Source organism: Pseudomonas putida, from assembly GCF_009883635.2.
Lineage (GTDB): Bacteria > Pseudomonadota > Gammaproteobacteria > Pseudomonadales > Pseudomonadaceae > Aquipseudomonas > Aquipseudomonas putida_W.
Map to the genome: position 1 here is coordinate 1,779,117 of NZ_CP026115.2, position 20,987 is coordinate 1,800,103.

The 20,987-nt window shown below is 62.7% G+C and carries 19 protein-coding genes; 9 read left to right on the forward strand and 10 right to left on the reverse strand.

From position 1 onward, the window contains the following. Positions 1 to 170: 170 nt before the first annotated feature. Positions 171 to 428, reverse strand: coding sequence for a 50S ribosomal protein L27 (gene rpmA / locus C2H86_RS08160; protein WP_003247464.1), 258 nt, complete (start codon positions 426 to 428; stop codon positions 171 to 173). A gap of 38 nt (positions 429 to 466) precedes the next feature. Beyond that, the gene (gene rplU / locus C2H86_RS08165; RefSeq protein ID WP_003247466.1) at positions 467 to 781 is read right to left on the reverse strand and encodes a 50S ribosomal protein L21; all 315 of its coding nucleotides are present in this window, start codon (positions 779 to 781) and stop codon (positions 467 to 469) included. Positions 782 to 1,025: 244 nt separating this feature from the next. Between rplU and C2H86_RS08170 the strand changes: the two genes are divergently transcribed. The 3 genes from C2H86_RS08170 to C2H86_RS08180 all read left to right on the forward strand — a co-directional run bounded on the left by C2H86_RS08170 (position 1,026) and on the right by C2H86_RS08180 (position 2,842). After that, entirely contained in the window at positions 1,026 to 1,994 is a 969-nt protein-coding gene (locus C2H86_RS08170; RefSeq protein ID WP_159412163.1) for a polyprenyl synthetase family protein, read from the forward strand. A gap of 179 nt (positions 1,995 to 2,173) precedes the next feature. Beyond that, the gene (locus tag C2H86_RS08175; protein WP_103445748.1) at positions 2,174 to 2,515 is read left to right on the forward strand and encodes a zinc ribbon domain-containing protein YjdM; all 342 of its coding nucleotides are present in this window, start codon (positions 2,174 to 2,176) and stop codon (positions 2,513 to 2,515) included. A gap of 81 nt (positions 2,516 to 2,596) precedes the next feature. Beyond that, positions 2,597 to 2,842: a PA4570 family protein gene (locus C2H86_RS08180; RefSeq protein ID WP_159412164.1), complete on the forward strand. Its 246-nt coding sequence runs from the start codon at positions 2,597 to 2,599 to the stop codon at positions 2,840 to 2,842. A 26-nt stretch (positions 2,843 to 2,868) separates the two neighbouring features. Here the strand turns inward: C2H86_RS08180 and C2H86_RS08185 are convergent, their stop codons facing one another. From C2H86_RS08185 to C2H86_RS08205, 5 genes are all read right to left on the reverse strand, one after another. Further along, complete coding sequence (locus C2H86_RS08185; RefSeq protein ID WP_159412165.1) at positions 2,869 to 3,486, reverse strand: FKBP-type peptidyl-prolyl cis-trans isomerase; 618 nt, start codon at positions 3,484 to 3,486, stop codon at positions 2,869 to 2,871. Positions 3,487 to 3,571: 85 nt separating this feature from the next. Next, entirely contained in the window at positions 3,572 to 3,877 is a 306-nt protein-coding gene (locus C2H86_RS08190) for a DUF6482 family protein (protein ID WP_079229784.1), read from the reverse strand. Between the two features lie 119 nt (positions 3,878 to 3,996). Next, a complete protein-coding gene (locus C2H86_RS08195; RefSeq protein ID WP_003247486.1) occupies positions 3,997 to 4,485 on the reverse strand; it encodes a TIGR00645 family protein in 489 nt (162 codons plus the stop codon). Between the two features lie 106 nt (positions 4,486 to 4,591). Beyond that, positions 4,592 to 4,930 carry a hypothetical protein gene (locus C2H86_RS08200; protein WP_027918263.1) on the reverse strand — a complete coding sequence of 113 codons (339 nt, stop codon included), beginning with the start codon at positions 4,928 to 4,930 and terminating at the stop codon, positions 4,592 to 4,594. A 162-nt stretch (positions 4,931 to 5,092) separates the two neighbouring features. Beyond that, positions 5,093 to 7,531, reverse strand: coding sequence for a Lon protease family protein (locus tag C2H86_RS08205; protein WP_159412166.1), 2,439 nt, complete (start codon positions 7,529 to 7,531; stop codon positions 5,093 to 5,095). 252 nt (positions 7,532 to 7,783) lie between these two features. On the opposite strand from C2H86_RS08205, the gene C2H86_RS08210 reads away from it, so the two are divergent. The 4 genes from C2H86_RS08210 to C2H86_RS08225 all read left to right on the forward strand — a co-directional run bounded on the left by C2H86_RS08210 (position 7,784) and on the right by C2H86_RS08225 (position 11,274). Then, positions 7,784 to 8,272: a DUF3015 domain-containing protein gene (locus C2H86_RS08210; RefSeq protein WP_027918261.1), complete on the forward strand. Its 489-nt coding sequence runs from the start codon at positions 7,784 to 7,786 to the stop codon at positions 8,270 to 8,272. 75 nt (positions 8,273 to 8,347) lie between these two features. Further along, a complete protein-coding gene (locus C2H86_RS08215; protein ID WP_159412167.1) occupies positions 8,348 to 10,201 on the forward strand; it encodes a DUF4105 domain-containing protein in 1,854 nt (617 codons plus the stop codon). Positions 10,202 to 10,360: 159 nt separating this feature from the next. After that, complete coding sequence (locus tag C2H86_RS08220) at positions 10,361 to 10,717, forward strand: hypothetical protein (RefSeq protein ID WP_103445754.1); 357 nt, start codon at positions 10,361 to 10,363, stop codon at positions 10,715 to 10,717. 68 nt (positions 10,718 to 10,785) lie between these two features. Further along, positions 10,786 to 11,274 (forward strand): GreA/GreB family elongation factor, encoded by a 489-nt coding sequence (locus C2H86_RS08225; RefSeq protein WP_159412168.1) that lies wholly within the window; start codon positions 10,786 to 10,788, stop codon positions 11,272 to 11,274. Between the two features lie 137 nt (positions 11,275 to 11,411). Here C2H86_RS08225 and gdhA read toward each other — a convergent pair whose 3' ends face one another. From gdhA to C2H86_RS08240, 3 genes are all read right to left on the reverse strand, one after another. Next, entirely contained in the window at positions 11,412 to 12,752 is a 1,341-nt protein-coding gene (gene gdhA, locus C2H86_RS08230) for an NADP-specific glutamate dehydrogenase (protein WP_159412169.1), read from the reverse strand. A 232-nt stretch (positions 12,753 to 12,984) separates the two neighbouring features. Further along, complete coding sequence (ettA, locus tag C2H86_RS08235) at positions 12,985 to 14,652, reverse strand: energy-dependent translational throttle protein EttA (protein ID WP_103445757.1); 1,668 nt, start codon at positions 14,650 to 14,652, stop codon at positions 12,985 to 12,987. Between the two features lie 280 nt (positions 14,653 to 14,932). Continuing rightward, positions 14,933 to 15,343, reverse strand: a complete 411-nt coding sequence (locus C2H86_RS08240; RefSeq protein WP_159412170.1) for a hypothetical protein — start codon at positions 15,341 to 15,343, stop codon at positions 14,933 to 14,935. A 260-nt stretch (positions 15,344 to 15,603) separates the two neighbouring features. Here C2H86_RS08240 and C2H86_RS08245 point away from each other — a divergent pair, with 260 nt between their 5' ends. Then, positions 15,604 to 19,434 carry a sensor domain-containing protein gene (locus tag C2H86_RS08245; RefSeq protein ID WP_159412171.1) on the forward strand — a complete coding sequence of 1,277 codons (3,831 nt, stop codon included), beginning with the start codon at positions 15,604 to 15,606 and terminating at the stop codon, positions 19,432 to 19,434. Positions 19,435 to 19,605: 171 nt separating this feature from the next. Continuing rightward, positions 19,606 to 20,859: a serine hydroxymethyltransferase gene (gene glyA / locus C2H86_RS08250; protein WP_027918253.1), complete on the forward strand. Its 1,254-nt coding sequence runs from the start codon at positions 19,606 to 19,608 to the stop codon at positions 20,857 to 20,859. Positions 20,860 to 20,987: the final 128 nt, after the last annotated feature.

Genomic DNA, 20,987 nt, shown 5'->3' on the forward strand with positions numbered 1-20,987 from the left:
GTAGACGAGCTGAATGACTCAAAAACATGAGGCTCTTGCAAAAATGAGCGCGGCGGCCCCGTACGACCGTAGAAACCAACGCCGGCAACCCAGACAAACAGCTTTGCAAGAGGCTCACCACAAACGAAAAAGCCCCGTCGCATGACGGGGCTTCTGGAGCGACGTCGCGATTAAGCGGCGACGATGCTCACGTAACGGCGCATGAACTCGCCTTTCTTCTCGAACTTGATCACGCCTTCGATCTTGGCGAACAAGGTGTGATCCTTGCCCATGCCAACGCCGTAGCCAGCGTGGAATTCGGTGCCGCGCTGACGGACGATGATGTTGCCTGGTTTGATAACCTGGCCGCCATACATCTTCACGCCAAGGCGTTTCGATTCTGAGTCGCGACCGTTACGAGTACTACCACCAGCCTTCTTGTGAGCCATGGTTCAATTCTCCAAATAAATTCAGGGGACCGAGGCGATTAAGCCTGGATACCGGTGATTTTGATCTCGGTGAACCACTGGCGGTGGCCCATACGCTTCATGTGGTGCTTACGACGACGGAACTTGATGATGCGAACCTTGTCGTGACGGCCTTGCGAAACGACTTCGGCAACCACTTTAGCGCCGGCGACGACTGGTGCGCCGATGGTGACTTCTTCACCGTTGGCAACCAGCAGGACGCGATCGAAGGTCACGGATTCGCCAGTGGCGACTTCCAGTTTTTCGATCTTGAGGAATTCACCTTCAGCGACTTTGTACTGCTTGCCGCCGGTAACGATTACTGCGTAAGACATGGTATTTCTCCGATAATCCTGCTCACCCAGCGCTTTATATGATGAGTATTGGCTGGCATGGCTGCATGGGGCTGGAACGGCCCTGTGCAATTGCGTAAGGCAGGTGCTGCCCAGGAAGTTAGGGTGCGCGATTGTACGCAACCCCGCTTTTGCTTGCAAGTCCCGCCCCCGGCCAGCGGGCACCGCGCCTTGACACACCGGGACCTGCGACCTAGCATGCCGCGCAACCTCACTGGAGCAGCCGATGCAACCCCAAACCTTCTACCGCGCGGTGGCTGAAGATTTCAGCGCCGTCGACGAGATCATCAAGAAGCAGCTGACCTCGCGCGTGCCGCTGGTATCGAAGATCGGCGACTATATCACGTCGGCCGGTGGCAAGCGCCTGCGTCCACTGCTGGTCCTGCTGTGCGGCAAGGCCCTGGGCCGTGAAGGCGCCGACCTGCGCCTGCTGGCCGCGACCATCGAGTTCCTGCACACCGCCACCCTGCTGCACGACGACGTGGTCGACATGTCTGGCATGCGCCGTGGCCGCTCCACCGCCAACGCCCTGTGGGGCAACGCACCGAGCGTGCTGGTGGGCGACTTCCTCTATTCGCGTTCGTTCGAGATGATGGTCGAGCTGGGCTCGATGCCGGTCATGCAGATCCTGTCCAAGGCCACCCGGGTGATCGCCGAAGGCGAAGTGCTGCAGCTGTCGCGAGTACGCGACGCCAGCACCACCGAAGAGATCTACATGGACGTCATCCGCGGCAAGACCGCCATGCTGTTCGAAGCCTCGACCCACAGCGCCGCGGCACTGGCCGAAGCCAGCGCAGCGCAGCGCGAAGCCCTGCGCACCTTCGGTGACCACCTGGGCGTGGCCTTCCAGCTGGTCGACGACCTGCTCGACTACGAAGGCGATGCCGAAGCCCTGGGCAAGAACGTCGGCGACGACCTGGCCGAAGGCAAGCCCACCCTGCCGCTGATCTACACCATGCGTGAAGGTACGCCGGAGCAGGCGGCACTGGTGCGCAAGGCGATCCAGAAGGGTGGCCTGGAAGACCTGGAGCAGATTCGCGAGGCCGTCGAGGCTTCGGGTGCCCTGAAATACACCGCCGAGCTGGCGCGTGACTACGTCAAGCGTGCCATCGAATGCCTGGAAGCGCTGCCAGCCAGCGAATACCGGGATGCGCTGGTCGAGCTGAGCGAGTTTGCGGTCGCGCGTACCCACTGATAAAACGCGTCAACTTCTTCGCGGGTAAACCCGCTCCCACAAGGACCGCGCATGCTCAAAGGCAGCGCAAAACCTGTGGGAGCGGGTTTACCCGCGAAGCTTTTGTGCGGACGAAACACTTCCCCTGCAAAACCTTATATAATATGGGCCTTTAACCGTCTGCTGTTTAAGGAACCGAAGTGAGCACGCTGCCACCCTGCCCCAAATGCAACTCCGAATACACCTACGAGGATGGCACCCAGCTGATTTGCCCCGAGTGCGCCCACGAGTGGTCGGCCAGCGGCGAAGCCGAAGCGGCCAGCGATGACGTGGTGAAGAAGGATTCGGTCGGCAATATCCTGCAGGACGGCGACACCGTTACCGTGATCAAAGACCTCAAGGTCAAGGGCTCGTCCCTGGTGGTCAAGGTCGGTACCAAGGTCAAGAACATCCGCCTGTGCGACGGCGACCACGACATCGACTGCAAGATCGACGGCATCGGCGCCATGAAGCTGAAGTCGGAATTCGTGCGTAAGGTCTGATTACAAATTCTGGCAATTGGCGCTTGCTATTCTGATAATAAGAATTATTCTCATTGGAACCGCTTTCCAAGGAGAATAGCCATGACTTATCTGATCGACGCCTGGCTGGACCGCCCCCACCCCTATCTGCGCATCCTCCATCGGGAAACCGGTGAGGTATGCGCAGTGCTCGAAGAAGAAGCACTGGACGAATTGCGCGACCAGGGTGACCTGGATCTGTACGGGCTGAATTCGAGTGAGCCGATGGTGCTCAAGGAGCTGGTGCGAAACCTGTTTCTGTTCTGCTATGCACGGGCCTTGCGCCCAGGGGGAACAGACTGGAATTGAGGCCGGCAACGCCGGCCTCAACGGCATTACAGAACGTCGAGCAGCTCGACGTCGAACACCAGGGTGCTATGCGGCGGGATGCTGCCAACGCCTTGGGCGCCGTAGGCCAGCTCGCTCGGCACGTACAGGCGCCATTTGCTGCCGGCGTTCATCAGCTGCAGGGCTTCGGTCCAGCCAGCGATCACGCCGCCAACCGGGAATTCAGCCGGTTGGCCACGGTCGTAGGAGCTGTCGAACACGGTGCCGTCGATCAGGGTGCCGTGGTAGTGGGTGCGCACGTTGCTTTCGCGGGTCGGCTTGGCGCCTTCACCGGCGGTCAGCACTTCGAACTGCAGGCCCGAAGCCAGGGTGGTGATGCCGTCACGCTTGGCGTTTTCGACCAGGAATTCCTTGCCAGCGGCAGCGGCGGCTTCTGCCTTGGCAGCAGCTTCGGCTTGCATCACATCACGGATGACTTTGAAGCTGGCCGACAGGTCGGCTTCGCTGACACGGCTCTCGGCGCCGTTGAAAGCGTCAGTCAGGCCGGCCAGGATGGCTTCCAGGCTCACGCCTGGTGGCGGGTTGTCGCGCAGCTGGCCGCCCAGTTGACGGCCGATGCCGTAGCTGACGCGGGTTTCGTCGGTGGACAGGTTGAGTTCGGACATTGTCGTGCTCCACTGCAGGGCGCAGTGCAGCCGCGCCCTTGATGAAAAGGGCGAGCAGCCTAGCACACTGGGGCGGCGCGAGCAGCTACCAGGCCGAACGCTGGGAAATCGGCACCTTCAGGTCTTCTTCCGGGTGCGTGCCCATGCCGCACATTTCGTCCTGTACCGACCAGTGCACGAGGTTCATCGACACCATTGGAATGGTCTGCAGCAACTTGCGCGCATCCTCCACCGAGTGCACGCGCAAGCGCTCACCACGGGTATCGGACAGAGGGTGGGGATGGCCTTTGACCCGGGCCTCGAGGAGATAGTCGCCGCCTTCGATGGCGATCAGGTTCACTTCATCGACATGGCCTGCCCTGGCCTCGGTATTGAGCTGATGCAGGTTCATGAGAGCACCTCGCTTTGGGAACCACGCATGAGTGCTCATTTTTTGTACGGATCGGGGGATTGCACAAGGCATAACTGACGCCGCTCGTCAGTTATGCCTCGATCCCACAGAAAAGGCGCTCAGTGCTTGGTCAGCTTGTCCAGGTAGCCCATGCAGAAGGCCGAGACCACGAAGGTCATGTGGATGATCACGTACCACATCAGGTAGTCGGTGGAGATATTCTGCGCATCCATGAACACCCTTAGCAGGTGGATGGAAGAAATCGCCACGATCGAAGCGGCAACCTTCATCTTCAGCGACGAAGAGTCCATCTTGCCCAGCCAGTTGAGCTTTTCCTTGCTCTCGTCGATGTCCAGCTGCGACACGAAGTTCTCGTAGCCGGAAATCATCACCATCACCAGCAGGCCGCCCACCAGCGACATGTCGATCAACGACAGGATGACCAGGATCAGGTCGGCTTCACTGAGGGCGAAGACGTTGGGCAGGACGTGGACAACTTCCTGGAAGAACTTCAGCGCCAGGGCCAGCAGGCCCAGTGACAGGCCGAAGTAGATGGGAGCGAGCAGCCAGCGCGAGGCATACATCGCGTTTTCGAGAATACGTTCCATGGAGGGTTTGGGACTCGTCAGGTGACTGGAAATCGGCCGCGAGTATAGCCAGCCACCTGTGACAGCAAAAGCCTGCGGCCAGATGCCGCACCGCTGGTTTGTATGCTCAGGTTTCAGGGTGGAACTGGTAATCCCCCAGGTTCCGGCAGCGTTCGCCGTTGATCCGCCGCAGCTGTGCCTGCAGGTGCAGGCACCAGATCTGTGGATCATCGGCCACCTGATACCCGTGCAGGGTCAGGCTGTCGACGATGGCACTGAGCACGGATTCGGCCACCATCGGCCCATGGAAAGGCCCCTGGGCCTTGATCGCCGAGGGTTGTTCACCGGCCATGCCGGCGGCGAAAAGCAAGGTCCACATGCCGTTGTCGCCGGCCAGTGGGCGGATGCTGCATTCGATGCGGGTCACCAGGCCCAGGCACTGGCGAGTAAGGCTGAGGTTGCGCATGGCCGCGTCCCCTCCAATGAGCCCTGTTCAGCCTGAAAAGCCAGGCTGTTTCCATCCTGAACCCTGATACCGTCCTTAAGTTCCAGCATAGAAGAACAGCACAGAAAGATGGAAAACCGGCGCTGAACGGTAGCACATGGCCGCCAGCGCCGATTTATTGACTCAGGCCGGTTTGGCCTGGGCAATCACCTCTTCCAGGCGTTCCTTTTCCGCCTTCTCGATCTCTTCCTCGCTGATCATCTCGGCGATTTCACGCAGGCGCTCGACCACGCGGGCATTGACGCTGCCTTCGGTAAACACGCCCTCGTCGTTGAGCTCGCCTGCATCTTCGCCCACCAGCAGGCTCAATGCTTCATCGGCCTGGCTAACCGCATAGACGTGGAACATGCCGTTCTCCACCGCCTGCAGCACGCGCTCGTCGAGCATCAGCGTGGCAACGTTGGCACGCGGGATGATCACACCCTGCTCGCCGGTCAGGCCACGCGCCTCGCAGAGGCGGAAGAAGCCTTCGATCTTCTCGTTGACCCCACCCACCGCCTGCACTTCACCGAACTGGTTGATCGAGCCGGTGATGGCGAAGCACTGCTTGAGCGGCGTGCGCGACAAGGCCGAGATCAGCGTGCATGCTTCACCCAACGAGGCACTGTCACCATCGACATAGCCGTAGGACTGCTCCAGGGCAATGCTCGCGGAAATCGCCAGGGGGAATTCCTGGGCATAGCGGCTGCCAAGGTACCCGGTGAGGATCATCACCCCCTTGGAGTGGATCGGCTGGCCGAGGTTGACCTCGCGCTCGATGTCGACTATGCCGCTGCCGCCCGGGTAGACGGTGGCAGAAATGCGTGCCGGCATGCCGAACGCCGAATCGCCGACTTCCAGCACGGTCAGGCCGTTGCACTTGCCGATGGCCGCGCCTTCGCTGTCGATCAGGATGATGCCGGCGAGCATGTCGTCGAGCACCCGCTGCGAGACACGCCCGGTACGGGTGGCCTTGGCCTTCAGCGCACGCTCGATGTGCCCGGCATCGGTCATCTCGTCACTGGCCAGCTGGCGGATGAAATCAGCCTCGCTGACCAGCTGGAACAGGTCACCGATACGTGCCGACAACCGCGACTGGTTTTCCGCCAGGCGGGCGCTGTAGGTGGCCAGGCGCGCCACGGCATCGCTGGTCAGCGGCGCCATGCCTTCTTCGTTGGTGCGGGTGCGCAGCAGCTGGGCGAACTGCTCAAGGTTTTCGTCGACCATCGGCATGTCTTCGTCGAAGTCGACCAGCACGCGGAACATCTCCTGGAAGTCCGAATCGTGGTCTTGCAGCGCGTAGTACAGCTGGCGCGAGCCGATGATGATCAGTTTGATGTTCAGCGGGATCATTTGCGGCTGCAGGCTGACCGTGGCGACACGGCCCAGCTCGCCGATGGGTGATTCCATCTTCAGCTTGCGCGATTGCAGGGCGCGCTTGAGAGCGTCCCAGACGAATGGCTCGCCCAGCATCTTCTCGGCTTCGAGAATCAGGAAGCCGCCATTGGCGCGGTGCAGGGCGCCCGGGCGCAATTGCCGGTACGAGGTATACAGCGCGCCCTGGTCGGTGCTGTATTCGATGCGGCCGAACAGGTTGTCGTAGGTCGGGTGCGGCTCGAACACCACCGGCGCGCCACCGTCAGCGTGGTGACCGACCACCAGGCTCGGCGCGTACTGCTCTTCGAGCAGCTTGCGCGCAGCGGCGTCGGTCTTGCTGTCTTCCACCAGTTGCTCGACCACGGTACGCAGCAGGTTCAACTGCACGGACTGCAGGTAGGCACAGACGGCCGCGTTCTCGGCGTACTTTTCCGACAGCGGCGCCAGCAGCGGCTGCAGGGCCAGGGTAATGGTTTCTTCGTTGAGCTGGCGCAGCTGGTTGTTCGATTCGCGCTTCCATTGCGGCAGGCTGGCCAGTTCCTCGTTGAGGCGCTCCTCGAGCAGGGCGATGTCTTCGTGGAACTGCTCGCGGACCTCTTCGGGCAACTGGGCGAATTCGGCTTCGTCCAGCGCCTTGCCGTCGGCCATCGGGGTGAAGGCGACGTTGCTGGCATCGCGGTACAGGGCCACGTCCTTTTCCAGCGAGGCGCGCTCGATCACATCCAGCGCACGGTCATAACGCTGGTTGAAGGCGCGGTCGATGGCGCCCTTCTTCTGCTGGTACGACGGGTGCTCGAACACCGCCGGGAAGGTCGACAGCAGATTATCGATCAACCCACCCATGTCGCTGATGAACTCGGCCGCGCTGCCGGAGGGCAGTTCCAGTGCACGTGGCTCGCGAGTGTCGTCGAAGTGGTTGACGTAGAGCCAGTCGGCCGGGGTCTGCTGGCGCTTGCCCTCGGCCTTGAGGTAGCGCTTGACGAACGAGAAGCGGCCGGTGCCCGGCTCGCCCATCACATACACGTTGTAACCGGGGCGCGGCATGGCCACGCCGAACTGCAGGGCCTCGACAGCACGCTCCTGGCCCAGGACTCCGCGAAACGGCTCCAGATCGTCGGTATTGGTAAATGCAAACTGCTCGGGGGAGAAACGCCGGGTCAGGGCTTCAGGCGCGAGACGCAGGCGCGCAGCGACAGGATCGGGCATTGGGTTTCCTTACTTCGGCGGGGCAGATATGCAGCATTCTGGCGCTGCCCGCGCGCGCCTTGCAAGGCTCCACGGGACTTTATGTCGCAGCCAAGACGCAGTCAGGTACAAGCAAATTTTTCGCAATCAACGACGCAACCTTTAGAACATGCCTAAACTCCAAGCTGCGCGGGTGGGTGAAATGCTTTCCCGACCTGGCAACCGCGTTGCCAGACAACCCTGACCCTTGGTTAAGACAAAGAGAACAATGCTATGAAACGGATTCTTCTGGGTACTCTGTTCACCGTGGTCTCGCTCAACGCCCTCGCCGAAGCGCCGGGCGGCCCGAACTGCGGCTGGGGCAACATGCTGTTCGAAGGCCAGCGCGGTACGCCAGCGCACTTCCTGGCCTCCACCACCAACGGCACTTCCGGTAACGCCACCTTCGGCATGACTTCGGGCACCAACGGCTGCTCGACCAAAGCTTCGCTGACCTACGGCGGCAAATCCTGGTTTGCCATGAATGGCATGATGAACGAGCTGTCCGAAGACATGGCCATGGGCCAGGGCGAAGCCCTGACCACCTACGCCGTGGTCCTCGGCGTCGCGCCGGAAGATCGCGGCTACTTCGCCTCGGTCACCCACCAGCACTTCAACCAGATCTTCAACAGCGCCGACGTGACTGCCGAGACTGTCCACAGCAACACCCTGGCGGTTCTGAAGAACGACCCACGCCTGGCCAAATACGCTACCGAGGCCTGACAGCAGCTGCTCCCGCCCCGGTCTCCGGGGCGGGTTTCGCCTTTTTTCGGCATCGTTAAGAAGTAGTTGCCCGACATGCTCAAACGCCTCGCTTCCCTGGCGCTGTGTGCCTGCGCCCCCGTTCATGCCATGCCCGTGCTGGACCCAGGCCGTATCCAGCAACTGGCCAACACCCCTTACTGGATTGCCCTGGGCCACTACGAAACCGCCAAGTTCGGCGGCTGGCGCAGCTATGTGGACGATGATGCCTTCTTCCTCGCCGAGGACGGCGCGCACCACCCGGACCAGGAACTCAAGGCCACGGTTGAAGCGCTGTACGCCCCGGCCAGCCTTGGTGACAAGCACGCCCAATGCGTATTCCCCGCACGCACCCGCTGGTTGCGTGAGCAACTCGACCTGCAAGGCCTGCCGCAACCGGACTGCCAGGAGTTCAAGACCTGGTACCAGTCGATCGACCCGCACAGCGCGGCTCTGATATTCCCGGCAGCCTACCTGAACAGCCCCTCGTCGATGTTCGGCCACACGTTGCTGCGCATCGACCAGTCCAACACCCGCAGCGACGACACCACGCTGCTGAGCTATGCAATCAACTTCGGTGCCTACATCGAAGGCAGCGACAACAGCATCCTGTATGCCTGGAAGGGCCTGATGGGCGGCTACCCGGGCCTGTTCGCGCTGATGCCCTACCAGGAAAAGCTCTCCGAATACCGCAGCCTGGAGAACCGCGACCTGTGGGAATACCAGCTGGACCTGACGCCGGAGGAAACCGGGCGCATGGTCGAGCACGTATGGGAACTGAAGCAGATCCAGTTCGATTACTTCTTCTTCGACGAAAACTGCTCCTACCGCCTGCTGGAGTTGCTGCAGGTAGCCCGGCCGAGCCTGGACCTGACCTCGCAGTTCCCACTGACCGCCATTCCCACCGACACGGTGAAAGCGGTGAAACAGTCGGGGCTGGTCGCCAGCGAGACTTACCGCCCGTCACGCGAACGCGAGCTGCTGGCCCGGGCCGAGCCCCTGGACCATGACGAGAAGCGCCAGGTGCTGGCCGTCAGTGCCGATACCACGCAGTTGCAGAGTCCGGAGTTCAAAGCCCTGCCCCGCGAGCGCCAGGCGCTGGTGCAGGATGCCGCGTACCGCCTGGAGCGCTACCGGGCCAATGGCCAGGAACGTGACCCTGGGCAGGCCAAGCGCAGTTTCGAGCTGCTGCGGGCGATCAACAGCAACCCACCGCCGCCCTTGCAGATCGAGCGCCCCGGCCTGCCCGAGGACGGCCATGACTCGCGGACCTGGCAACTGGGCGTCGGCACCCGAGAGGATCGCGCCTACGCCGAATACGGCCTGCGCATGGCCTACCACGACCTCAACGACAATGCCTATGGCTTCCCGCTGGGGGCGCAGATCGAGATCCTGCAGCTCAAGGTCCGCCAGTACGAAGGCAACGACTGGCAGGTGCAGCGCCTGGACCTGGCCACCATCCGCTCGCTGACGCCGCGCAACGAGCTGCTCAAGCCTTGGTCCTGGCAAGTGGCAGGTGGCTTGGAGCGGGTGCCGGGCAAGCATGACGACGAGGTGCTGGTGAGCCATGTGAATGGCGGTGCCGGTGGCACCTGGCAACTGACCGATGGCTTGTTGGGTTTTGCCTTGGGCACGGTACGGATCGAGCACCACAACGACTTCGCCCAGTTCATTGCCCCGGCGACGGGGTTCAATGGCGGGCTACTATGGCGCAACGGGCTGGGCAACATGACGCTGGAGGCCAAGGGCGACTACTTCACCAATGGCGAAGTGCGGCGCAGTGTGAGCCTGAATCAGCAGTGGGAGATCAGCCAGAACCTCGGGGTGAGGTTGAGTGCTTCGCGGGAATTCAGCCACCTGGCGACGGCGCAGAATGAGGTGATGCTGGAGTTGAAGTGGTATCACTATTGAGATCGATGAGGGCGCTTTGCGCCCTTTTCCGACCGTCCGGCGCCCCGGCAAGGCCGCTCCTACAGATGTGAACCAACCGACTCTTTGACACTGTTTTGACAGCTCCCCGACAAATCGCCACCTAGACTTTCCGATATCTATCCAAGGGTTCAGGTGGTCATGTCGCGGTACTGGTTTGGTGTGTGCATTGCGTTGTTGCTGGCGGGTTGCGAAACCACCCACGATCAGATGGTCAACCACGGCTATCCCCCCGCCTACGCCGACGGCTATCAGGACGGTTGCAGCAGCGGCCGTCAGGCGGCCGGGTTGATGGTTGGCGACTTCAAGAAAGACGTACCGCGTTACCTGCACGATCGCCACTACGAGACTGGCTGGGACGATGGCTTCCGCCAGTGCCACGCGATGCAGAACAGCGAGGAACAGCGCCAGTACCATGAGCGCTTCTGGGACGAGCGTGATCGCGAGTGGCAGCAGGAGAAAGACCAAGGCGCCGCCCGTGCCTATCGCAGCAAGTAAGTCGCAAACGGACATTCACTGAAACCACCGGCCTGCCATGCTGGTCTCCAACAGAAGGAGGGCATTGCATGAGCCGAGCATTCGTCAACGAAGACCAGGCCGCCGCCCAGGCCGACCAGCCCGTGGAGCGGCGCGTCAGCGACCAGCCCAACTACGTCACCGCCAGCGGCCTGCGCCAGCTGCAACAGCGCGTGAGCGAACTGAATGCCTTGCGCAGCGAGTTGCAGGCCCAGGGCGAGCGCGGCGACAAGCAGCGCCTGGCCGATACCGAGCGGGACCTGCGTTATTTCAGCGCGCGGGTGCAGAGCGCGCAGGTGGTGCCGGCGGCGACATCGAGCAGCAAGGTGCAGATCGGGAGCCGGGTCAGGTTCGTCGACGAGCAGGACCAGGAGCATGTGGTGCAGCTGGTGGGCGAGGATGAGGCGGATGCCGGGCGCGGGATGATCAACTGGGGATCGCCGCTGGGGCGGGCCTTGCTTGGGGCCGGGCCTGGGGATGAAGTGCTGTGGCGGCGGCCGGCGGGGGATCAGATGATCGAGATTATCGAAATCGGTTGAGGCCCTGGGGCTGCTTTGCAGCCCATTCGCGGGACAAGTCGGATCGCCGCACCGCCGCTCCTACAGGGGACCGCGTACTTCTGTAGGAGCGGGCTTGACCCGCGAATGGGCCGCAAAGCGGTCCCGGCGATCTCGAATCAGACTACGCCTTGAGCCAGCATGGCATCGGCAACCTTCACGAAGCCGGCGATGTTGGCGCCCTTCACGTAGTTGACCGTGCCATCGGCCTCTTCACCGTAATGCACGCAAGCATGGTGAATCGACTGCATGATGTTGTGCAGCTTGCTGTCCACTTCACCGGCCGTCCACAGCAGGCGCATGGCGTTCTGCGACATTTCCAGCCCCGACACCGCCACGCCACCGGCGTTGGAGGCCTTGCCCGGCGCGTAGAGGATGCCGGCCTCGATGAACAGGTCGACCGCCGCCAGGGTAGTCGGCATGTTGGCACCTTCGGCCACGCAGATGCAGCCATTGCGCAGCAGGGTACGGGCGTCTTCGATGTCCAGTTCGTTCTGCGTGGCGCACGGCAGGGCGATGTCGCACGGCAGTGTCCACGGAGTCTGGCCCTTGCGGAACTCCAGGCCGAACTGGTCAGCCAGCTCGCTGATACGGCCGCGCTTAACGTTCTTCAGCTCCATCAGCGCGTCCCACTGGGCGTCGGTCAGGCCGGCTTCGGCGTACAGGGTGCCTTCGGAATCGGACAGAGAAATCACCTTGCCGCCCAGGTCCATGACCTTGCGCGCAGCGTACTGGGCGACGTTGCCGGAACCGGAAATGGCCACGCGGCGGCCATCGATGCGCAGGTTCTGACGCTTGAGCATTTCTTCAGCGAAGTACACGCAGCCGTAGCCGGTGGCTTCAGGGCGAATCAGGCTGCCACCGTAGGTCATGCCCTTGCCGGTCAGCACCGAAGTGAACTGGTTGGCCAGGCGCTTGTACTGGCCGAACATGAAGCCGATCTCGCGGGCACCCACGCCGATGTCACCGGCCGGCACGTCGCAGTCGGCACCAATGTGGCGGTACAGCTCGCTCATGAAGGCCTGGCAGAAGCGCATGACTTCGGCATCGCTCTTGCCTTTAGGGTCGAAGTCCGAGCCACCTTTGCCGCCGCCCATGGGCAGCGAGGTGAGGGAGTTCTTGAACACCTGTTCGAAGGCCAGGAACTTGAGCACGCTCAGGTTCACCGACGGGTGGAAGCGCAGGCCGCCCTTGTACGGGCCGATGGCGCTGCTCATCTGGATGCGGTAGCCGCGGTTGACCTGGACCTTGCCCTGGTCATCGACCCACGACACGCGGAACAGCACGGCGCGCTCAGGCTCGACCATGCGCTCGAGGATGCCGGACTGCAGGTAGTGCGGGTTGGCTTCCAGGAAGGGCCACAGGGTACGCAGCACTTCTTCCACAGCCTGGTGGAATTCTGGTTGGCCCGGGTCGCGTTGCTGAAGGCGCGCGAGGAAATTGTCGACAGATTCGATCATGGTAGACATCTCACCAAGAGGATTGGACTTATTGGTTTTTTCTGGAATGTACCAAGAAGCAATCGCACTGGAATAGGGCGAAATGTCGTTTTTATGAAATTATTTGGTGCGTTTTATATAAGTGTATACAAAATACGCTTCAAACCATTGGTAAAACAGGCGCCCTTTCGCTGTGGGCAGGCACAAAAATGGGGCCGCGAAGGGCCCCATTCTTGTGCATTAGAAGACCGGCTTACTGGGCCAGCTTCTTGTGCCGTACGCGGTGCGGCTGGGCAGCAGCATCGCCCAGGCGCTTCTTGCGGTCGGCTTCGTACTCGGTGTAGTTGCCTTCGAAGAACACCACGTTCGAGTCGTCTTCGTACGCCAGGATGTGAGTGGCCACACGGTCCAGGAACCAACGGTCGTGGGAAATCACGATGGCGGCGCCTGGGAAGTCCAGCAGGGCCTCTTCCAGGGAACGCAGGGTTTCAACGTCGAGGTCGTTGGACGGTTCGTCGAGCAGCAGGACGTTACCGCCCTCCTTCAGGGTCAGGGCCAGGTGCAGGCGGCCACGCTCACCACCGGACAGGTCCTTGACGAACTTCTGCTGGTCGCCACCCTTGAAGTTGAAGCGGCCAACGTAGGTGCGCGACGGGATCTCGTAGCTGCCGATCTTGATCATGTCGGAACCGTCGGAAACCTGCTGGAACACGGTCTTGCCGCCGTCCAGGTCTTCGCGGCTCTGGTCCACACAGGCCAGTTGCACGGTTTCACCGATCTCGATGCTGCCCGAGTCCGGTTGTTCCTTGCCCATCAGCATGCGGAACAGGGTCGACTTACCGGCACCGTTACCCCCGATCACGCCAACGATGGCGCCCTTCGGCATGGCGAACGACAGGTTGTCGATCAGCACACGGTCGCCGTAGCCCTTGGTGACGTTCTTGAATTCGATGACCTTGTCGCCCAGGCGCGGACCGGCCGGGATGTAGATCTCGTTGGTTTCGCTGCGCTTCTGGAATTCCTGCGACTGCATTTCTTCGAAACGCTGCAGACGGGCCTTGGACTTGGACTGGCGGGCCTTGGCGCCTTTGCGCACCCACTCCAGTTCCTCTTTCATGGCCTTCTCGTGGGCGCTCTGCTGCTTGGATTCCTGCGCCAGACGCTCCGACTTGGCTTCCAGCCAGCCCGAGTAGTTGCCTTCGTACGGAATGCCGGCGCCGCGATCCAGTTCGAGGATCCAGCCAGCGACGTTGTCGAGGAAGTAACGGTCGTGGGTAATCGCAACCACGGTACCCGGGAAGTCGTGCAGGAAGCGCTCCAGCCAGGCTACCGAATCGGCGTCCAGGTGGTTGGTCGGTTCGTCGAGCAGCAGCATGTCGGGGGCCGACAGCAGCAGACGGCACAAGGCCACGCGGCGCTTCTCACCACCGGACAGGTGTTCGATGCGGGCATCCCAGGCCGGCAGGCGCAGGGCGTCGGCGGCGACGTCCAGCTGGCGCTCCAGGTTGTGGCCGTCGGCAGCCTGCAGGATGGCCTCGAGCTTGGCCTGTTCGGCAGCCAGCTTGTCGAAGTCGGCGTCCGGCTCGGCGTAGGCAGCGTAGACCTCGTCCAGGCGAGCCTGGGCGTCCTTGATCACGCTGACCGCTTCCTCGACCACTTCACGCACGGACTTGTTCGGGTCCAGTTGCGGTTCCTGCGGCAGGTAACCCACGTTGATGTCGGGCATCGGACGGGCTTCGCCGTCGAATTCCTTGTCGACGCCCGCCATGATCCGCAGCAGGGTCGATTTACCGGCGCCGTTCAGGCCGAGCACGCCGATCTTGGCGCCTGGGAAGAACGACAGGGAAATATTCTTGAGAATTTCCCGCTTCGGCGGCACGACCTTGCTCAGCCGATGCATGGTGTAGACGTATTGAGCCAAAACCAAGCCCTCTAAATAGGTAAAGACATCGACGATCGCCCAGCCTTTGTGGCCAGGGGGATGTGTTTACGGGGTTTCATTGAACAAAGTCGACCATTCTACGCCAACGCGCGGCGTTGCACAGGGTGGTCGGATGGTGGGGTGGGATCGTTGTGATCCTGGGGGGCATTTATTGCTTGTGCCGGCCCTTTCGCGGGACAAGCCCGCTCCTACAAAGACCACCAGGCCTGTAGGAGCGGGCTTGCCCCGCGAATAGGCCGGCACGGCAGCCGAAGATGGCTCAGACGTGACGCTGCTTGCCAGCCTTGCCCCGTGGCAGACGGCAACGCTCGCCCTGCTCGGCCAGGCGCGCCGCATAAGCGGCCTTTACGCTGAAGCCACCGCTGCGGGCAGGCTGCTCGGCAACCTTGGCAGGCTTGGCTGCAGCTGGCGTGCTGACAACCTTGCCAGCCGGCTTGGCCACGGCAGCCACAGGTGCCTGTTCAGCTGGCGCTGCCGCCGCCTTGGCGGTCTTTCGCAGTTCAGCCAGCGATGGCGTCTTGTTCTTCGAGGCCGCAGCCGCGTCTGGTTTGTCCAGCGAGCGCTGGCACGATTTGCAGGATACGTCCGCGGTCACGGCAGTGCTGACAAGGGTCTGACTGCTGCGCCCACAGGCGGAATCGAGGCCATTGGTGGAAAAGTGAGTAACCAAAACCGAACATCTCCGATGCGTTGTCATTGAAGCGGGCGGCATTCTCGCACAGGATGCAGGGTCTTGCCGAACGGGCCGGCATCACCACGACCACTGGCACCGGACAACAGGGCTGGCACATTGCCATAATCACAGGCATGCTAGCCCGTTCGGAAGTCCGGCTTTATAGTGCGCAGCCGCGGTCCTGGCCTGTGCAGATACCGGCATACACCGTGCATGTTCCCTCCCTGCCATCGCCAGCCCAATCGCAGGACCAACGCTTGACCGATCTCAATCATCCGACTCTGCTGCGCCCCGCTTCGCCGGCCCCAGTCGCTTCGCTGCGTGGTTCGGTCAAAGGTGCGCTGGCCCTGCTGGCCCTGATCCTGCTGGCTTTGCTGCTGTGGCAACTGTTCTCGCAGTTCCGCCACACCCAGGCCGACCAGCGCCAGCTGAACCTCGACGCGAGCGCCGAACTCGCCGACCACCTGGGCCTGAACCTGGCGCTCAAGGCCCAGCAGGCCCTCAACGTGGTCCAGCCCTACGTCAAGGCGCCGACGCCCGCCGCCCTGCCGAGCCTGCTGGTGACCCTTCGCGAACGCCTGCCCGCCCTGCGCGACCTGGCGTGGCTGGACCATGCCGGGCAACTGCGCAGCGACAGCCTGGCCGGTAGCCCCGACCGCCAGTTGATTGACGAACTGGTCGGCCTGAACCAAGGCCGCAGCTACTTTTTCGCCAACTCGGCGGACAACCGCACTGTCTACCTGCTGTTGCGCCAAACGGCGGAACAGGATCGTGGCTACTGGCTGCTGCGCCTGTCACCGGACTATTACCAGGCGCTCACCGTACACCTGGACGGCCCCGGCCACCCGCTGTGGCTGCTGGAAAACAGCCGCAGTGGCGAGGTACTGGAGCGCCACGCCCCAGCACAGACCAGCGGCGAACCGCTGCAAAGCGTGATGCTCGCCTTCATCGACAACAGCGCCTGGCAATTGCGTGGCCTGTTCGACGCCGGCCTGGCCCAGCAGAAGCTGCTGCCGGCACTGATCGGCAAGTGCCTGCTGGCGCTGCTCTGCGCCCTGCTGCCGGTGTTGGCGCTGGTCAACATGCGCCGTCGCCAGCGTGCGCTGCAGGAAGACCGCCGGCGCTACCAGGAGATCTTCGAAGGGACAGGCGTGGCGTTATGCGTGCTGGATCTGTCGAGCCTGCCCGGCCAGCTCGACCGCTACCACCTGCGCAACCTGGCCGGGCTCAAGCAGAGCCTGGCACTGGACTCCGACCTGCGCCGCTCGCTGCTGCTGGAGCTGAAGATCACCGAGATCAACCAGGTGGCGCGCCAGCTGCTCAATGTCGAGTGCCACGAAGGTGCCTGGCAACGGCTGATCAATGGCAGCGGCGTTGGCCGCGACAGCATTGGCATGCAACTGATCGACGCCCTGATCGAACAGCGCCCGTCACTGGAGCTGGAAGTGCGCCTGCCCGCACCGTTGGGCGGCGAACTGCACCTGTGGCTGATGGCGCGCCTGCCACAGCAGCGCCGCGACTACCAGGCGGTGATCCTCAGCATCAGCGACATCACCAGCCGCAAGCAGGTGGAGTTGTCACTGCTGGAGCGTGAAAGCTTCTGGTCCGACGTGGTGCGCACCGTGCCCGACCAGCTGTACGTGCAGGACGTGCTCAGCCAGCGAATGATCTTCAGCAACCGCCACCTCGGCCAGACCCTCGGCTACGACCGCACCGAGCTGGCGCAGATGGGCGACCGCTTCTGGGAACTGCTGCTGCACCCCGAAGACGCCGCGCACTATCAGGCTTTGCGCCAGCAACAGCGTGACAGCGCACACAGCCAGTCGTTGCACACCCAGCTGCGCTTCCGCCACCGCGACGGCGGCTGGCGTTGCTACGAAATCCGCGAGCAGGTGCTGACCCGCGACGAGGATGGCCTGGTCACGCGCATCATCGGCGTGGGCAAGGATGTCACCGTGCAGATCGAAGCCAGCCAGTCGCTGCGGGACAGCGAGCAGCGCTACCGCATGCTCGCCGAAAGCATCAGCGACGTGATCTTCTCCACCGACAGCCGCCTGCAGCTCAACTACGTCAGCCCCTCGGTGCAGGCCGTGCTGGGCTACCAGGCCGACTGGATCTTCGACAACGGCTGGCAGTCGATCATCGCCAACCCGGCCCAGCTCACCGGCATCTACAGCCTGATGGAGCGGGTCAGCAAGGCCATGGGCGACAGCGAGCAGCTGGCACAGCTGCGCAGCCAGCTGCCGACGCAACTGTTCCTGTTCGACTGCCTGCGCGCCGATGGCCGCAAGATCCCCATCGAATTGCGCCTGGTGCTGGTCTGGGACGAGCACCAGCGCTTCGAAGGCGTGCTCGGCGTGGGCCGCGACATCAGCCAGCAACGCCGTGCGGAGAAAGACCTGCGCATGGCCGCGACGGTATTCGAACACTCCACCTCGGCCATCCTCATCACCGACCCGGCCGGCTACATCGTGCAAGCCAACGAAGCGTTCAGCCGAGTCAGTGGCTACGCAGTCAGCGACGTGCTCGACCAGCTGCCGGCCATGCTGGTGGTCGAGGACCAGCAGCAAAGCCACCTGCGCTACGTGCTCAAGCAACTGCACCAGCGCGGCAGCTGGGAAGGCGAAGTGTGGCTCAAGCGCCGCGACGGCGACCATTACCCGGCCTGGGTCGGCATTACCGCTGTGCTCGACGACGAAGGCGACCTGGCCAGCTATGTGTGCTTCTTCACCGACATCAGCGAGCGCAAGGCCAGCGAACAGCGCATCCACCGCCTGGCCTACTACGACGCCCTGACCCACCTGCCCAACCGCACGCTGTTCCAGGACCGCCTGCACACCGCCCTGCAGCAGGCCGAACGGCAGAAGTCGTGGGTAGTGCTGATGTTCCTCGACCTCGACCGCTTCAAGCCGATCAACGACTCACTCGGCCACGCTGCGGGCGACCGCATGCTCAAGGACATGGCCCTGCGCCTGCTGGCCTGCGTCGACGACGACGACACCGTGGCGCGCATGGGCGGCGACGAATTCACCTTGCTGCTGCAGCCGCGCGCCACCCGCGAGATGGCCCTGAACCGCGCCATCCATGTGGCCGAGAGCATTCTGGGCAGCCTGGTGCGGCCGTTCGTGCTGGAAGGCCGCGAGTTCTTCGTCACCGCCAGTATCGGCATCGCCCTCAGCCCGCAGGACGGCAACGAGTTGAGCCAGCTGATGAAGAACGCCGACACTGCCATGTACCACGCCAAGGAGCGCGGCAAGAACAACTTCCAGTTCTACCAGACCGAAATGAATGCCAGCGCCCTGGAGCGCCTGGAGCTGGAGAGCGACCTGCGCCACGCGCTGGAGCAGAACGAATTCATCCTCTACTACCAGCCGCAGTTCAGCGGCGACGGCAAGCGCCTGACCGGTGCCGAAGCACTGCTGCGCTGGCGCCATCCGACACGCGGCCTGGTGCCGCCTGGCGATTTCATCCCGGTGATCGAAGAACTGGGCCTGGTGGTGGATGTCGGCGACTGGGTGCTGCGCGAGGCCAGCCGCCAGCTGAAGGTCTGGCACAAGAACAAGGTGCGCGTGCCGAAGGTGTCGGTGAACATCTCGGCGCGGCAGTTCTCCGACGGCCAGCTGGGTACGCGCATCGCCACCATCCTCGAGGAAACCGGCCTTCCGCCGGCGTGCCTGGAGCTGGAACTGACCGAGAGCATCCTGATGCGCGAGGTCAACGAGGCACTGCAGATTCTCGCCAGCCTGAAGAACCTTGGCCTGAGCATTGCGGTCGACGACTTCGGCACCGGTTACTCGTCGCTGAACTACCTCAAGCAGTTCCCTATCGACGTGCTGAAGATCGACCGCACCTTCGTCGACGGCCTGCCCGAAGGCGAGCAGGACGCGCAGATCGCCCGGGCGATCATCGCCATGGCCCACAGCCTCAACCTGGCGGTGATCGCCGAGGGCGTGGAGACCCACGAGCAGCTGGAGTTCCTGCGCGAGCATGGCTGTGACGAGGTGCAGGGCTACCTGTTCGGGCGGCCGATGCCGGCCAGCCAGTTCGAGGCGCAGTTCGCCAACGAGACCCTGTTCATGTTCCAGTGAGCGCCAGTAAAAACGGACCTGGAGGTCAACTCCAACTCCCAGCCAGCCCAGACACGGCGCGGGATGCAACATGAGCCCCATTGGTCCGCGACTTGATGCCAGTTCATATGCCAGGCGCGGATCAATCGGTTAGAATGCCCCCCCAAATTACCCCGATCCTTGAGGACCGCCATGTTCAGCCGTGATTTGACCATTGCCAAGTACGACGCCGAGCTCTTCGAAGCCATGCAGCAAGAAGCCCTGCGCCAGGAAGAGCATATCGAGCTGATCGCTTCGGAAAACTACACCAGCCCGGCAGTCATGGAAGCCCAGGGCTCGGTCCTGACCAACAAGTACGCCGAAGGCTACCCAGGCAAGCGCTACTACGGTGGCTGCGAGTACGTCGACGTGGTCGAGCAACTGGCCATCGACCGTGCCAAAGAGCTGTTCGGCGCCGACTACGCCAACGTCCAGCCGCACGCGGGTTCGCAAGCCAACGCCGCAGTCTACCTGGCCCTGCTGTCGGCCGGTGACACCATCCTGGGCATGAGCCTGGCCCACGGTGGCCACCTGACCCACGGTGCTTCGGTAAGTTCGTCGGGCAAGCTGTACAACGCCATCCAGTACGGCATCGACGGCAACGGCCTGATCGACTACGACGAAGTCGAGCGCCTGGCTGTAGAGCACAAGCCGAAGATGATCGTTGCCGGCTTCTCGGCTTACTCGCAGGTCCTGGACTTCGCCCGCTTCCGCGCCATCGCCGACAAGGTCGGTGCCTACCTGTTCGTCGACATGGCCCACGTTGCCGGCCTGGTTGCCGCTGGCGTGTACCCGAACCCGGTGCCGTTCGCCGACGTGGTCACCACCACCACCCACAAGACCCTGCGCGGTCCACGTGGCGGCCTGATTCTGGCCCGTGCCAACGCCGACATCGAGAAGAAGCTGAACTCCGCCGTCTTCCCAGGTGCCCAGGGCGGCCCGCTGGAGCACGTGATCGCCGCCAAGGCCATCTGCTTCAAGGAAGCACTGCAACCTGAGTTCAAGGCTTACCAGCAGCAGGTCGTGAAAAACGCCCAGGCCATGGCCGAAGTGTTCATCGAGCGTGGTTTCGACGTCGTTTCCGGCGGCACCCAGAACCACCTGTTCCTGCTGTCGCTGATCAAGCAGGAAATCTCCGGTAAAGATGCTGACGCTGCCCTGGGCAAAGCCTTCATCACCGTCAACAAGAACTCGGTACCGAACGACCCACGTTCCCCGTTCGTCACCTCGGGCCTGCGTTTCGGCACCCCAGCCGTCACCACCCGTGGTTTCAAGGAAACCGAGTGCCGCGAGCTGGCCGGCTGGATCTGCGACATCCTGGCTGACCTGAACAACGAAGCGGTGATCGACGCCGTGCGTGAGAAGGTCAAGGCCATCTGCAAGAAGCTGCCGGTCTACGGCAACTGATTGGCGCAAGCCTGATGTGAAGAAGCCCGGCCTTGTGCCGGGTTTTTTCATGCCTGCGTCCTGGCGCGGGAACCGCTTCCGAATAGGCTGTGTGAACCAGGCTGCCTAACCTGCCACCTCCTCTGATA